This is a genomic window from Kineosporia rhizophila (assembly GCF_021277265.1).
Classification (GTDB): Bacteria; Actinomycetota; Actinomycetes; order Actinomycetales; family Kineosporiaceae; genus Kineosporia; species Kineosporia rhizophila.
Genome location: NZ_JAJSOH010000006.1, coordinates 235,993 through 250,158, shown reverse-complemented (window position 1 = coordinate 250,158; position 14,166 = coordinate 235,993). Strand labels below are relative to the sequence as shown.

At 70.4% G+C, this 14,166-nt stretch carries 15 protein-coding genes; 8 read left to right on the top strand and 7 right to left on the bottom strand.

What is annotated here, in order from left to right; translation table 11 throughout:
* The first annotated feature begins 66 nt into the window (after positions 1–66).
* Positions 67–471, top strand: coding sequence for a nuclear transport factor 2 family protein (locus LWF15_RS12190; protein WP_232810571.1), 405 nt, complete (start codon positions 67–69; stop codon positions 469–471).
* A 55-nt stretch (positions 472–526) separates the two neighbouring features.
* Positions 527–2,014, top strand: coding sequence for a hypothetical protein (locus tag LWF15_RS12185; protein ID WP_232810570.1), 1,488 nt, complete (start codon positions 527–529; stop codon positions 2,012–2,014).
* A gap of 789 nt (positions 2,015–2,803) precedes the next feature.
* Here the strand turns inward: LWF15_RS12185 and LWF15_RS12180 are convergent.
* Positions 2,804–3,301: a hypothetical protein gene (locus LWF15_RS12180; protein WP_232810569.1), complete on the bottom strand. Its 498-nt coding sequence runs from the start codon at positions 3,299–3,301 to the stop codon at positions 2,804–2,806.
* A gap of 258 nt (positions 3,302–3,559) precedes the next feature.
* Between LWF15_RS12180 and LWF15_RS12175 the strand changes: the two genes are divergently transcribed.
* Genes LWF15_RS12175 through LWF15_RS12165 form a run of 3 tightly spaced genes read left to right on the top strand, consistent with a single transcriptional unit; the run spans position 3,560 to position 6,701 of the window.
* Complete coding sequence (locus LWF15_RS12175; RefSeq protein ID WP_232810568.1) at positions 3,560–4,675, top strand: glycoside hydrolase family 26 protein; 1,116 nt, start codon at positions 3,560–3,562, stop codon at positions 4,673–4,675.
* A 9-nt stretch (positions 4,676–4,684) separates the two neighbouring features.
* Positions 4,685–5,359 (top strand): response regulator transcription factor, encoded by a 675-nt coding sequence (locus LWF15_RS12170; RefSeq protein ID WP_232810567.1) that lies wholly within the window; start codon positions 4,685–4,687, stop codon positions 5,357–5,359.
* The gene (locus LWF15_RS12165; RefSeq protein ID WP_232810566.1) at positions 5,352–6,701 is read left to right on the top strand and encodes a sensor histidine kinase; all 1,350 of its coding nucleotides are present in this window, start codon (positions 5,352–5,354) and stop codon (positions 6,699–6,701) included. Before LWF15_RS12170 ends, LWF15_RS12165 begins: the two co-directional genes overlap by 8 nt.
* 16 nt (positions 6,702–6,717) lie before the next feature.
* Here the strand turns inward: LWF15_RS12165 and LWF15_RS12160 are convergent, their stop codons facing one another.
* The 6 genes from LWF15_RS12160 to LWF15_RS12135 all read right to left on the bottom strand — a co-directional run bounded on the left by LWF15_RS12160 (position 6,718) and on the right by LWF15_RS12135 (position 11,985).
* Positions 6,718–6,894: a zinc ribbon-containing protein gene (locus tag LWF15_RS12160; protein ID WP_232810565.1), complete on the bottom strand. Its 177-nt coding sequence runs from the start codon at positions 6,892–6,894 to the stop codon at positions 6,718–6,720.
* A gap of 61 nt (positions 6,895–6,955) precedes the next feature.
* The gene (locus LWF15_RS12155; protein ID WP_232810564.1) at positions 6,956–8,515 is read right to left on the bottom strand and encodes an LCP family protein; all 1,560 of its coding nucleotides are present in this window, start codon (positions 8,513–8,515) and stop codon (positions 6,956–6,958) included.
* A 124-nt stretch (positions 8,516–8,639) separates the two neighbouring features.
* On the bottom strand, positions 8,640–10,430 hold the full coding sequence (locus LWF15_RS12150) for an ABC transporter ATP-binding protein (protein ID WP_232810563.1): 1,791 nt from the start codon (positions 10,428–10,430) through the stop codon (positions 8,640–8,642).
* A 68-nt stretch (positions 10,431–10,498) separates the two neighbouring features.
* Positions 10,499–11,251 carry a sulfite exporter TauE/SafE family protein gene (locus tag LWF15_RS12145; RefSeq protein ID WP_232810562.1) on the bottom strand — a complete coding sequence of 251 codons (753 nt, stop codon included), beginning with the start codon at positions 11,249–11,251 and terminating at the stop codon, positions 10,499–10,501.
* Between the two features lie 47 nt (positions 11,252–11,298).
* A complete protein-coding gene (locus tag LWF15_RS12140) occupies positions 11,299–11,742 on the bottom strand; it encodes an HNH endonuclease (RefSeq protein WP_232810561.1) in 444 nt (147 codons plus the stop codon).
* Between the two features lie 96 nt (positions 11,743–11,838).
* Positions 11,839–11,985, bottom strand: a complete 147-nt coding sequence (locus LWF15_RS12135) for a hypothetical protein (RefSeq protein WP_232810560.1) — start codon at positions 11,983–11,985, stop codon at positions 11,839–11,841.
* Positions 11,986–12,143: 158 nt separating this feature from the next.
* Here LWF15_RS12135 and LWF15_RS12130 point away from each other — a divergent pair, with 158 nt between their 5' ends.
* The 3 genes from LWF15_RS12130 to LWF15_RS12120 all read left to right on the top strand — a co-directional run bounded on the left by LWF15_RS12130 (position 12,144) and on the right by LWF15_RS12120 (position 14,131).
* The gene (locus LWF15_RS12130) at positions 12,144–12,641 is read left to right on the top strand and encodes a hypothetical protein (RefSeq protein ID WP_232810559.1); all 498 of its coding nucleotides are present in this window, start codon (positions 12,144–12,146) and stop codon (positions 12,639–12,641) included.
* Positions 12,642–12,747: 106 nt separating this feature from the next.
* Positions 12,748–13,632, top strand: a complete 885-nt coding sequence (locus tag LWF15_RS12125) for an FAD binding domain-containing protein (RefSeq protein ID WP_232810558.1) — start codon at positions 12,748–12,750, stop codon at positions 13,630–13,632.
* 4 nt (positions 13,633–13,636) lie between these two features.
* Entirely contained in the window at positions 13,637–14,131 is a 495-nt protein-coding gene (locus LWF15_RS12120; RefSeq protein ID WP_408623087.1) for a (2Fe-2S)-binding protein, read from the top strand.
* The last annotated feature ends 35 nt before the right edge of the window (positions 14,132–14,166 follow it).

The window sequence follows — 14,166 nt, the reverse complement described above, 5'->3', positions numbered from 1 at the left end:
GGTGTTGGCAAGACCAACACTCGTGCGTAATGTTGGTGGCACCAACACTCACCCGAGGGGGCCCGGATGTCCGAGACACTCACCGACCGGATCGAGATCGCCGACCTGTTCGCGAAACTGTCCCGTCTGCTGGACGAGCAGCGTTTCGACGACCTGCACACCGTCTACCACCGCGACATCGAGGCGCTCTCGCCACGGGGCGAACTGCGCGGGCTCGAAGAGCTGACCAGCTCGATGAACGAGCACAAGGTCGACGGGGAGCTGCACCAGCACGTCCACGGGGACGTCCTGGTCCACCTGGACGGCGACCGGGCCGAGACGACCGCGAACCAGCTGGTCTTCTTCTACCGCGCCGGTGACCCACCGCACCGGGAGGCCGGACTGCGTTCGGCGGCCACCGCCGTCCGTACACCACAGGGCTGGCGGTTCAGCCGGATGCACATCCAGCTGCTCTGGCTGCGCAAACACTGATCGAGCACCGACCGCCCGAACGCGGGGCGGGCGATCCCTGCCAAGATGGACGATCGTGAGAGCGCGATACTTCGGCGGCACCGGCGCCTGGGACGACCCCCTGCGCCGGCTGAGCCGGTTCGACGGTGCCGCCTTCCACCCCGTCGAGCCCGGCAGCATCACCTCGCCCACCGTGCACGTGTTCATCCACGGCTGGCAACCCGGCCTGCGCCTGCTGGAACGCATGCACGCGATCGGCGACGTGGTGCCCTCGCTCCCGGCCTGGGACCCCCGGCTGGTCGACCCGCTCGGGCGCTCGCTGCACTCGTACCACGCTCATCTGCTGGAGGCCCTGACCGCGCTCGGTGACGACCACTGCGTCCTCTACTACTCCTGGATCGACGAGTCGGCCACGGATCTGGACGTCATGCTCGCCTACCGCTCCCGGCAGGCCACGCAGATCAACGGGCGGCGGCTGGCGATGGCCCTGCAGCAGTCACTGGGCAGTGAGAACGTCCGCCTGCACCTGATCGGGCACAGTCACGGCAGTGCGGTGGCGGTCCACGCCTCGGCGGCGCTGGCGCGCCGGCCGGATCAGGTCACGCTTTTGGACGCGCCCGAGAACGGGGTCAGCCGGCTGAGCGGCGCGGCGAACCTGATCGACGTGGTGCTGCCGCGGATCAAACCCGGTCGTGACGACGAGCATCCGTTCGTCGACTCCTACGCCTCGGTCTTCGGCCGTCCGTACCGCCGCAAGCCGGGCCTGTCCGACGTGGTCGACGTGTCGCTCTACGGTGGGCTGGCCTTCAAACCGACGGTGGTCGAGGCGATTTCCGGCGCCCACCTGTACGCGGTGGACTGGTACGCGCTGTCGGTGCGCGAGGCCCACCGCGGCGTGGGCTTCGGCTGGTCTCCCCTGCAGGGGGCCGACGTGAAAGGCCTTTCCTCCTCGTACCATTCGCGCCGGCGCAAGCGTCCCCTCGTGCTACGCCGCCGCACCGACCTACCCCGGATGTTCGGCGCCCGCCGCAAGGTGCCGATGGTCACCCGCCCCAGCCGGATCACCGGCGCAGAGATGCACCTGAGCACCCGCCACACCGCCGCCGCCCAAGTGCTGCGGATCCTGCCCGGAGACGGCCTGATCGAGTTCGACGTGGAGATGACCGGCGGCGACGGCTCCGAGCAGGTGCACCTCGACCTCGACGCGGTGCCGGTCTACGTGGCCCAGGCGCGCTTCCCGGTACCCCGCTCGGGCCGCTACGTGGTGCTCGCCGACGGTGCCGCCGGCGACCACCTGTTCACCGCCCGCCTGGTCACCGACCCCAACGCCAAGTACGACGAGGACACCGACGACGCCCAGCCCCCTCGCGTCTCGGTCACCAACGTCAGCATCGTCTCCTGGCCTGACGCCGCCCTCGGCTTCACCTTCGAGCGCATCGCCATGACCACTTTCGTCACCGGCACGGTGGCCGGCGCCCTGGGCACCCTGTTCACCCAGGCCGGCCTACGCCTGGCCCGGCGCGGGGTGCGCATTCTGGTGGCGGTGGCCCGCTCTCAGCGCTGAGCTCCGGCGAATCGGACGGGCTTGGGTTGCCGAGCGCGCAGGTGAGCGGCCGGACCTCGGGATTCCCGCGCGGCGCACAGGTGGCCGCATTACACTACGAGCGCGTGAACGTCCTCGGTCCTGAGCTGCTGCCACCGCCGTCGCGCGGCCCGGCTCAGACGGCTGCCGAGAGGTTCCCAGGCCCTGATCCGGTGCGGCCGGTCCTGCGCGATGGCTGATCCGCCCGGCCGGTCCGACCGGCCTGAGCAGATCTCCCGCCGCGAGCGGCGCCGACGTGAGGCAGCCGCGGCACCCCAAACCCCGGCGTACGTCTGGCGAGGCCCGACCAGCAGGCCCGACGACGACGCACAGCCCGCCCGGCCCAGCGGCTCCGAGAAGTACGGTGACCACGAAGGGCACGCGCCCGCTGCTGACCTTCCGTTCGACCTCGGCCCCGACGATCGCAGGTACGGCGACCCCCACCAGGGGTACCAGGACCACGGCCCTTCCGGCCGTAGCCTTCCCGACCGCGGCCTCTCTGACCGCAACTCTCCCAACGGCAGCCGTCCCACCCCCGGCTCTCCCGACCGCAGACTTTCCGACCACAGGCCCCCAGACCACACCTCCTCGAACTACCGCCCCGGCTCCTTCGGCCCATGGCACTCCGACCGCAACTCTTCAGACCGCGGCCCCTCCGCCCCCGGCTCTTCTGATCCCGGCCTCCATAGCCCGGTCTACGACGACCGTCCCTACCGGCCAGACCGTGCTGCCCGCACGACGAGGTCCACGTCTGTGCCAGCCGCCGGACCCTCACCTGGTGCGGCCAACGCCCCGCTGACCCGCCGCGCCCGGCGTGAGGCGGAAACGGCTCAGATGCGGCTGACCGAGGCCGCACGCCAAGCTCGGTACCCGGCCGAGGGGCAAGCTCAGTACCAGGCCGAGCAGCAGGCTCAGTCCCCGCTCCAGCAGCAGGCCCAGTACCGGGCCAAGCGACAGGCCCCGTATCCAGCCGATCAGGTGGCCCCAGATCCGGCTGACCCGTGGGCCCCAGATCCGGCCGGCCAGCAGGGCCCACATGCAGCCACGCAGCGGGCCCCGTATCCAGCCGACCCGTGGGCCCCAGATCCGGCTGAGCAACAAGCCCCGCATCCAGCCGATCAGCAGGCTCGGTATCCGCTCCAGCAGCAGGCCCCGTACCCGACCGACCAGTGGGCCGCAGATCCGGCTGAGCAGCACGCCCCACATGCAGCCAAGCAGCGGCCCCCGTATCCGGTCGAGCATCACGCCCCGTATCGGGCTGAGCAGCACGCCCCGTATCCGGCCGAACAGCGGCCCACGGCACGCACCGCCCGCCCGACGAACCCCCATGAGCGCGTACGCCCCGGGCGTGCAGCACCCTCGCGTGAACGCGCACGCCCCAGCCCTGCGCCATCACCCAGCGAGCACGCACGCACCGGCCAACGGGCTGACCCCCGCGAACACATCTCCCCCGCCGGGCCGGCCGGCCCACAAACCCAGCCACAGTCCTTCCGGCAGCCGAAGGTCGCGAAGGCGAGCAAACGTCCTTTGGTTGTTGTTGCCCTGATCGCCGTGCTGACCCTGGTCGGTGGGCTTACCTACGCGGTCGGCTTCCGCGGCGACGACCCGCCCAGCGTCACCACCAGCCCCAGCCTGGTCGACGAGAATCCGGCCGAGGATGGGCCGGGGCTGGCTCCTGGCCCGGACGAGAAGAAGCCTCAGCCCGTGCCGACCTCGGGCGCGGCGGAGAAGGTCAAGATCGGGGTGTTCCGTGGAACCCATCCTGATCAGGTAGGCGAGTTCGAGGACTGGCTGGGGCGCGACGTCCCCTACGCGGTCGACTACTCCAACCGCGACTACTGGGACGACGTGGCCGACCCCGGCTACATGCTCCGGGCCTGGCAGGACACCGGGTACCGGATGGTCTACGGCGTGGTCATGCTGCCGGCCCGTGACCGTACGGTCACGCTGGCCGTGGGCGCGGCGGGTGACTACGACCACCACTTCCGCCGACTGGCCCGCAACCTGGTCGCGCACGGGCAGGGCGATGCCATCATCCGGCTCGCCTGGGAGTTCAACGTCAGCAAGATGCGCTGGGAACTGACCCCGGAGGACCAGACCGACTTCGTCACCTACTGGCGCCGGATCGTCACCACCATGCGTTCGGTGCCCGGCGCCGAGAAGCTGCGCTTCGACTGGAACGTGAACAACGGCGGGGAGACCTACGACTCGACCATCTTCTGGCCGGGCGACAAGTACGTGGACTACGTCGGGGTGGACGTCTACGACATCTCCTGGGCCGAAGACACCTACCCGTATCCGGCCGACTGCACCGGGTCCTGCCGTCGCGACCATCAGGTGGCTGCCTGGGCCAACATCGAGAATGCCACCTATGGGCTGAATTTCTGGTCCAGCTTCGCCCGGGAGAGAGGTAAGCCACTGTCCATGCCGGAATGGGGCCTGTGGGACCGCTCCGACGTCGACGGGCGGGGCGGCGCCGACAACCCTTACTTCGTCCAGCGGATGTACGAGTTCATCGACGATCCCCGCAACAACGTGGCCTATCAGGCGTACTTCGACGTGAACCCCGAGGACCGGGGCCGGCATCAGCTGTCCGGGATGCCTCGCAGCGAGAGCCGATTCCGGGAGCTGTTCGGCCGATAGGCTGCCGGGGTGCGGGTTCTGGTGGTGGACGACGAGGCGCGGTTCGCCGAGGGCATCAGCCGGGGGCTGGTGGCCGAGGGTTTTTCGGTGGACGTGGCCGACAACGGGATCGACGGGCTGTGGCGGGCCCGGGAGGTCCGTTACGACGCGATCCTCCTGGACGTGATGATGCCGGGGCTGAACGGGTACGCGGTCTGTCAGGCCCTGCGGGAAGAGGAGAACTGGACGCCGATCCTGATGCTCACGGCCAAGGACGGCGCCTGGGACCAGGTCGAGGGGCTGGACACCGGGGCCGACGACTACGTGGTGAAACCGGTGGAGTTCCCGGTGCTGCTGGCCCGGTTACGGGCGCTGGTGCGGCGGGGGCGGCCGGAGCGGCCCACCATCCTGACCATCGGCAGCCTGGTGGTCGACCCGGCCACCCGCGAGGTGCGGCGCGGGGGTACGCCGATCCAGCTGACCAGCCGGGAGTTCGCCGTGCTGGCGTTCCTCGCCCGTAGCGCCGAGTCGGTGCGCTCGAAGTCCGACATCCTGAACGGCGTCTGGGACGACGACTTCGAGGGTGATCCGAACATCGTCGAGGTGTACATCGCGCATCTGCGGTCCAAGATCGACCGGCCGTTCGGGGTGGAGACCATCGTGACCGTGCGGGGGGCCGGTTACCGGTTGACCGCCGATGCCTGAGCAGCGGGCGGAACGCATCGGCTGGTGGTCGTTACGGGTCCGGATCACCTCGGCCACCACCGCGATCGTGCTGGTGGTGCTGGCGGCCGGGGCGGTCGGCCTGGTCGGGCTGCTGCGCTCCAGCGTGGTGCGGGCCGAGGCGACCACCGCCGAGCAGCAGGCCGCCCAGATCGCGGCCGAGACGCAGGCGGTGGGCCGGCTGCCCCCGTTCGAGGCCGACGAGGTGATCATCCAGCTGCAGCGCGAGGGCCGGGTGGTGGCGGTCGCCGACGACGACTTCGCCGGTACCCCGGCGCTGCCGGTGCACCACGATTCCCGGATCGCCGAGCTGCAGGGGCGGCGCTGGGCGGTGGCGTCCAGTCCGGTGCAGCTCGAGCCGGGGGTCACCGGGCACGTCGTGGTCGGGCGTTCGCTCAAGGGGGCGGGCGAGGCGACTCGGTCGGCGAGCTGGCTTCTGGGTCTGGCAGTTCCGGCGGTCAGCCTGTTCGTGGCCGCGCTCACCTGGACGGTGGTGGGGCGTTCCCTGCGCCCGGTAGAACAGATTCGTTCCGACGTGGAGAACATCGGCAATGACGGGGCCGGCCGGATCATCGCGCCGCGCGGGCAGGACGAGGTGGCCCGGCTGGCCGTGACCATGAACCGGATGCTGGAGCGTCTGGAGAAGTCCCGCCGGGCCCAGCAGCGTTTCGTCTCGGACGCCTCGCACGAGTTACGTTCGCCGGTGGCCGCGATCCGTCAGCATGCGCAGGTGGCTCTGCTGCATCCGGAGACGGTGACGTTGCCGGGGCTGGCCGAGGTGGTCGACGCCGAGGCCGCGCGGCTGGAGGAACTGGTCAGCGGTCTGCTGTTGCTGGCCCGGGTGGACGAGCGCAGTTCCGGGGCGCTTCAGGAGATCGATCTGGACGATCTGGTGCTGGCCGAGGGAAAACGGCTGCGGGCCCTGGGGACGAAGGTGGATCTGACCCGGGTGGGACCGGCCCGGGTGCTGGCCGATCCGGCGCTGATGAGCCGGGCGGTGCGCAACGCGGCCGAGAATGCCCGGCGGCACGCCCGTTCCGCGGTGGCGTTCGAGCTGACCGACCATGGGACGACGGCGGTCCTGCGGGTGGACGACGACGGTCCGGGGGTGCCTGAGGAGGATCGGGAACGGGTGTTCCACCGGTTCGAGCGCCGCGACGACGCGCGGGACCGGGACAGCGGTGGTGCCGGTCTGGGTTTGGCCATCATCGCCGAGGCGGCGCGTCAGGCGGGTGGGTCGGCCCGGCTGGAGACGGCCCGGCTGGGCGGGGCGCGTCTGGAGATGCGGCTGCCTTCGGCCGCCGATCAGACCGGGCCGACCTGACCCGTGTTTCGGCCGGTCAGGGATACGGGTCCTTGGCGGAGTCGCCTCCGGACAGGGTCTCCCAGGAGCCGTTGGAGCACTCCGGGCACGGCGGAAGGTGCTTGGTGGAGCCGACCTTCAGCTCGTAGCCGCACTCGGTGCACTTGTAGGTGCCGGACGTGACATCGCTTCCTGCGGGTACTGGATCAGCCATGTGGCCCATCGTGGCGCGAGGCCGGGAACCTCGCCACCACACTTGTCCCACTGGGTACCGACTAGGGCGCGGAGTCCTTCTTGTCCTTGGCCAGGGCGTAGGCCTCGGGCGGCGACATCGAGACACCGTTGTAGGTGACCGTGTTCGCCTCGCTCACCGGCACGCACTGAGACTTTTTGGCGCTGCGGGCGTTGGAGTCGGCCAGGGCCTCTTCGCGATCCTTCTTCGTGGACTTCGGGTAGGTGTCGCCACTGGTCCAGTCCTCCCCCAGTACGAGCGTGACGTCGTCGGCGCTCTTGTCGAGAGTCAGCAGCGACGAGGGCATCTTCAGGTCGGCGGCCAGCTGCTGGGCCTGCTCCAGCTGGGGCTTGCGGTAGTGGATGGCCGTGCGCTTCTCCAGATCGCCCGAGGAGGGGTCGGTTTCGGCGGCGTAGCCCTGCTCGCTCAGCACGTCGGTCAGTTCCCCGGCCCGGCCCTCCTGCCCGCCCCGGTTCTGCACCTGCACCGCGAAGTCGCGGCTCACGTCGGCCGCGGCCGTTGCCGTGGCGGTGGTGGTGGCCGCGCTGACCGTGTTCTTGTCCTTCGAGAGCGAGCGGTCCTCGACGATGGTGGAGAACAGCTTCTCGGCGGCCTCGGCCGGCACCACCCGGTTCGGGTCGGTGGGCGCGGCCGTGGTCTGCATGGTGGCGAAGGTGATCCGGTCGGTGTCCACCTTGTTCAGCTCGCCGGCCAGGTCGATCAGCTTGGGGATGCTGTTCAGGCCGCTGTCCACGGTGAGCGCCTTGGTGGCGGCGTCGGCCACACCGAAGAGCTTGGTCGGGTTCAGCAGCGTGCCATTGTCTTTCAGCGCCCGGATCGCCGCGGAAAGGAAAGCGTGCTGGCCGTAGGTTCGGCCCAGGTCGCTGCCGTCGCCGAAACCGTGCCGGGTACGCACGAACTGAAGCGCCGCCTCCCCCTTGAGGGTGTGCTTGCCCTTCGACAGCTTCAGGTGCGAATAGGTGTCGTAGACGTTGTTGTCCACGCACACCTCCACCCCGCCGGTGGCGTCCGACATCGCGATCACCCCGGCGAAGTCGACCAGCACGAAGTGGTCGATGGTGATCCCGGTGAGCTGGTGCACCGCCGCCACCGAGCAGCCCGGGCCGTACGCCAGGCTGCCGTTGATCTGGGCGTAGCGTTCGCCCACGCTGTTGCCCGACTCCGGGTCCTTGCACCCGGGCATCTGGGTCAGCGTGTCGCGCGGCACGCTCATCGCCGTGATGTTGGTGCGGTCGGCCGAAAGGTGCACCAGGATCTGCACGTCGGCGTTCGACGCGGTGTCGTCACAGGCCCCGCCCAGCTTGCAGTTGGCCTCCGACGAGCGCGAGTCGGTGCCGATCACCAGCACGTTGATCGGGAACCGGCCCTGGTCGTCGGCCTTCTGCACGCCCGCGTCGCCGGTGGTGCCGGTGAACAGGGCGGCCGACTCGATGTTGCCGTTCAGCCGCTGGTACACGTACGTGCCGCCGCCCAGGGTGCCGGCCGCCAGAACACCCACGGTTCCCAGGGCGATCTTGCCCCAGGGAGTGAGCCGGACCCGACCTCGGGCGTGCCGTACCGGAGCGTCCCGATGGGGGGTCACGATGCGGTTCTCGGACGGCTCAGGGTTTTCGGGCAGCACAGAGTTTTCGGGCAGCACGGAGCGAGGAGCACGCAGGCATGCTGGGCGAAGCTACCTGAACCGGACCTGAAGGGTGTCCGGGTGGTCACCCGGCCTGGGCCCGGTGCAGCGCCGCGTAGCGCCCGCCCCGGGCCAGCAGCTCGTCGTGCCCGCCGATCTCGGTGATCCGGCCGCCCTCCAGCACCACGATCCGGTCGGCCTGGCGGATGGTGGAGAGCCGGTGCGCCACCACCAGCGTGGTGCAGCCGCCCATCAGCTCGGACAGCGCCTGCTTGACCTGCACCTCCGACTCCGGATCGAGAGCACTGGTGGCCTCGTCCAGCAGCAGGATCCGGGGCCGGCGGATCAGTGCGCGGGCGATCGCGATGCGCTGTCGCTGGCCGCCGGAGAGCCGGGCGCCGCGCTCGCCCACCACGGTGTCCCAGCCGTCGGGCTGACTGGCGATGATGTCCAGGGCCTGGGCCTGCTGCAGGGCCTGGCGGATCCGCTCGTCACTCGCGTCGTCGAGTCCGTAGGCGACGTTGTCGCGGATGCTGCCCTCGAACAGCATCGGTTCCTGCGGCACCACCGAGACGAAGCGGCGCACCGTGCGCAGGTCCAGTTCCTGCATGTCCTGGCCGTCGAGAAGGATGCGGCCCTGGGTGGGCCGGACGAAGCCGAGCACCAGGTTGAGGACCGTGGACTTGCCGGCGCCCGAGGGGCCGACGAAAGCCACCGTCTCGCCCGGCCGGATCTCCAGGTCGACGTCGTGCAGGCTGTCCACCTGGGCGTCGGGGTGCCGGTGCCGGACCCGCTGCAGGCTCAGGGCGCCGGTCACCGCCCCGACCGGCCGCTTGCCCTCGTTGTGCTCCAGGTCGGGCTCGGCCAGCACCTCGGCCACCGAGCGCACCGACTCCACCCCGCGGGCCGCCACCGGCAGCAGGCCGAGGAGCTGGATCAGGCCCTGGGTGAGCAGGGTGAAGTAGGTGGACAGCAGCACCACGTCGCCCGGGCCGATCGGCAGGGCCCCGGTGAGGGAGAACACCGCGGCCAGGGCCAGGCACAGCACGCCCAGGAACTGCATGCTCACCCACGACATCGAGGCCGTGTGCCCGTTCAGCATGTCCAGCTTCAGCGCCTCGCGCCGCACCTTCTCCACGCCACCGGCCACCCGGTCCACCGCGGTCTGCTCCAGGCCGTGGGCCCGGGTGACCGGGATCAGCGAGGCCATCTCGCCCACCCGGGCGGCCAGGCCCTCCATCTCCAGCCGGAAGCGCTCGTTGCGGGTGCGCGAGCGTTTGGCCACGGTGTAGCGGATCAGCAGGGCGAGCGGCACGGTGAGCAGGTAGACCGGCAGGAACTGGGGCACCAGCACCGCGGTCATGGCCATCGCGCCGATCACCACCATCGTGGCCGACAGCAGCGGGTGGGTGACCTGCTGCAGCATCAGCTCGATGTTCTCGACGTCGCGCACCAGTTTGTTCTGCACCACCGCGGAGGTGGAGCGGGCGTGGAAGCCGATCGAGAGGGTCTGCAGCCGGCCGGCCAGCACGTTGCGCAGCTCGGCGCCGGTGTCGCGGACGACCATCATGAAGTTGCGGGTGTAGACGAGGTGGTTGGGGTAGTTCTGGGCCAGCAGCAGCACGGCCAGGCCGAGCCAGCCGAGCACGGTGCTGGTCCGGCCGCCCTCGGCCACCGTGTCGATGATCGCCGCGGTGATCACCGGGAGCATCCACATCGGGATCTCCTTGAGCACGAAGGCCCCGATCGCCAGGGCCATCCGCCCGGGGCGGCGGGCGAGCAGGCGGATCAGCGAACGGACGGGGTGGCCGGCGTCGATGATCTGCGCCGGGTCGGTGAGGTGGTCACGGTCTCCGGAAAGCGCTTGCCCAGACATTGCTTCAGTCTAGGCGGGATCGGACCCGGGACCGACAGTTACGGCCGGCCGGATCTTTTGACTCGTGTCTACCCGAGCAGCAGCCGCGCGATCGCCACCAGGCCGACCACGACGATGAACGCGCGCAACCCGGCAGGGGGCAGACGACGGGCCAGATGCCCACCCACCACACCACCCGCCGCACTGCCGGACGCGATCAGCCCGGCCACCAGCCAGTCCACCTCGCCGGCCGCCGTGATCACGAAGACCAGGGCCGCGATCGTCCCGGTACAGGTCGCCAGCACGTTCTTGACGCCGTTCGCATACTGCAGGTCGCTGGTCAGCAGCCAACCCAGCAGGCCCATCAGCAGAACCCCCTGAGCCGCACCGAAGTAGCCGCCGTAGATCGCGGTGAGGAACACGGCGATGACCAGAGCCCCCAACTGCGCACGACTCTTCGCGGCGGCGGCGCGGCGGCTCAGCCGGGGCTGCAGCACGATCAGCACCAGAGCAGCGACGATCAGTACGGGTACCACCGCCTCGAACGCCTTCGCCGGCAGGACGAGCAGCAGCACGGCCCCTACGATCCCGCCGGCCACCGAGGCCGGGAGCAGGCGAGCCAGGATCGCGCGGCGACCGGCCAGCTCCCGGCGGTAGACCCAGGTACCGGCGAGACTGGCCGGCACCAGGCCGATGCTGTTCGAGATGTTGGCCGTGACCGGACGAAACCCCAGGGCCAGCAACACCGGAAAGGTGATCAGGGTGCCGGAGCCCACGGCTGCGTTGATCGCCCCGGCCACCAGTCCGGCCAGCAGAACCAGGCCACATTGCCACCACTCCATGTTGGCGACCCTAGACCGAGGTCCGTCCGCTGATTCACCCTGCTTTCTCAGTGGGTGAGAATCTGCTCCCACGACGGCTCGAACGGCTTGGCCAGCAAGGGCATCCCGGCCTCGGCCGGCGTGCGGTCGCGCTTGCGGTGGTTGCACCGCCCGCACGCGGCCACCGTGTTCAGCCAGCTGTCCGCGCCGCCCCGGGATCGCGGCAGCACGTGGTCGACGGTGCTGGCCCGGGCGCCGCAGTAGGCGCAGGTGTGGCCGTCGCGGGTCAGCAGGGCCCGGCGGGACCAGGGCGGCCGGGCCCGGTGACGCCAGCGCATGGCCACGTACCTGAGCAGCCGCACCACCTTCGGACGGGGCCAGGGGCCCATCGGCCGCCCGGCCGCCACTTCCTCCACCACCGCCACCTGCCGGACCAGCATCCGCACGGCGTGCGGCAGGGAGACGTAATGCAGACGCTCGCAGGAAGCGTTCAGCACCAGAACTGTGGTCACCAGACACCTCCTCACAAGGGTCTTCGCGTACTGGGAATCGAAAAGGCGCCGTCCCCGGAATGGTGGGAGCGGCGCCTGAGGGCTGATGTCAGCGGGTCAGGGCAGGCCGTTCCCGGGCCGGGCCTCGGCGCGGCTCCAGAGCGTGATCGAGGTACACCCGGACGGGCCAACCGGCAGGGGGTTACCCAGGACGAGCATGTCCACCTCGATCACCTCCTTCCGGCCGTCGGCCGATCGGGTCACTCAGCACCGGCACGGACCGGGCTGCGCGAACAGGCTGGCACGTCGGTGCAGGTCGGGGCCAGGCATTTACCGGTCTCGGGCCGAGGCGACCTGAGGGTGAGCCTGGTCTCGCCCGGGTGACCTAGCCGCTACGGAGTGTGGTCGCTCATCATTCGGGTGTGACTGTGTTCGCCACCCCCGAGCCCACCTGGTCCGCCATGACCGCCGCTCTCGACGAGGAGCCCGGCGACGAGGGCTGGGCCTTCAAGCTGGCCGTGCAGTGCCGCGACCACCTGCGCCGCGCCCTGCAGCAGGCCGACGGCGGCGCCCTGGTGCCCGGCCCGGCACCCACCGAGTGGGCGCGGGACCCGGGCCGGCGGGCGCCCCGCCGCGCCGAGCACGCCGTCAAGACGCGGCGCACGGGTAAGGACGTCCCGGGTGGCCCGAGCGGTCCGGGTGGCTACTTCACCCGCTGGCACATCCTGCTCGGGGTGCTCATCGCCCACGAGTACGAGCAGGCCCGGCAGGAGGCCCCGGCCTGGACCCGGCGGCTGCGGATGCACAAGGACTGGGTGCACCCCTTCCCGCAGATGTCCGACAGCCAGGTCCGCAGCGCCACCCCGGAATGGCTGGCCGCCCGCGGGATCTACATCCACAAGCAGGTCATCGCGCCCTGACCCATGCCGGGCGCGGAAGCCGATTAAGTAATCGCTTAAGTCACCGTTGACAGCCCCGGCGGGACCGGCCCCAATGAGGGGGCCGGTCGACGAAGGGGTCACACGCATGCAGGTTCCCGGGCAGTTCGAGTACGAGCGCGCCACCAGCGTGGAGCACGCCATCGGCCTGCTCGACCGGCTGGGCGAGGGGGCGCGCCTGGTGGCCGGCGGGCACAGCCTGCTGCCGATGATGAAGCTGCGCCTGGCGAACTTCGACTACCTGATCGACATCAACGACCTGCACGACGAGCTCGGCCACATCACCGTCGAGCCCGGGCAGATCCGGATCGGCGCCCTCACCCGGCATCGCGAGCTGCTCGAATCCAGCGCCCTGGCCGAGACTTTCCCGATCTTCGCGGACGCCGAGCGGGTGATCGCCGACCCGATCGTGCGCAACCGGGGCACCCTGGGCGGCTCCCTGTGCCAGGCCGACCCCTCCGAGGACCTCTCGGCGGTGTGCACCACGCTCGACGCCAGCTGCGTGATCCGCGGCCAGGACGGCGAGCGGGTGGTGTCGATGGAGGACTTCCACCGCGGCCCCTACGAGACCGCCGTCGGCGACTCGGAGATGCTGGTCGAGGTGCGCCTGCCGGTGCGGCCGGGTGGTTCCAGCGCCTACCAGAAGGTGGAGCGCCGGGCCGGTGACTGGGCCGTGGTGTCGGCGGGCGCGGCGGTCTGGCTGGAGAACGGGGTGATCGCGGACGCCCGGGTGGGCCTGGCCGCGGTGGGCCCGAACACCGCCGGTCTGCCGGAGATCTCAGCCGCACTGCGCGGGCGGGAGCCTTCGGAGGCGGTGTTCGAGGAGGCCGGTGAGATCGCGGCCCGCAGCTGCAGCCCGGCCACCGACACCCGCGGTTCCGAGAGCTACAAACGTCATCTGGCGAAGGAACTCACCCGGCGCACCCTGCGCCGCGCTGTCTCCCGTATCTCCGGCGACACCGAAGGGCGCTGATCCGATGAAGGTTTCGATGACCGTCAACGGTGAGGAAGTCACCCGGGAGGTCGAGGGCCGGCTGCTGCTGGTGCACTTCCTGCGCGACCACCTCGGGCTGACCGGCACCCACTGGGGCTGCGACACCAGCAACTGCGGTACCTGCGTGGTCTGGCTGGACGAGGAGCCGGTGAAGTCGTGCACCGTGCTGGCCGCCATGGCCGGTGGCCACGAGGTGCGCACGGTGGAGGGCCTGGAGCGCGACGGTGAGCTCGACCCGGTACAGAAGGGCTTCATGGCCTGCCACGGCCTGCAGTGCGGCTTCTGCACCCCAGGGATGATGATGACCGCCCGGGCCCTGCTCGACCGCGACCCGGATCCCTCGGAAAGCAACATCCGGGAGGCCATCTCGGGGCAGATCTGCCGCTGCACCGGGTACGCCACCATCGTGCGCTCGGTGCAGTGGGCGGCCGCGCACGAGGCTGCCGAGCAGGCCACGGGGCAGGAGGCGTCGGCGTGACCACCCTCGAAGAAAGCACCGACAACGACCAGAAG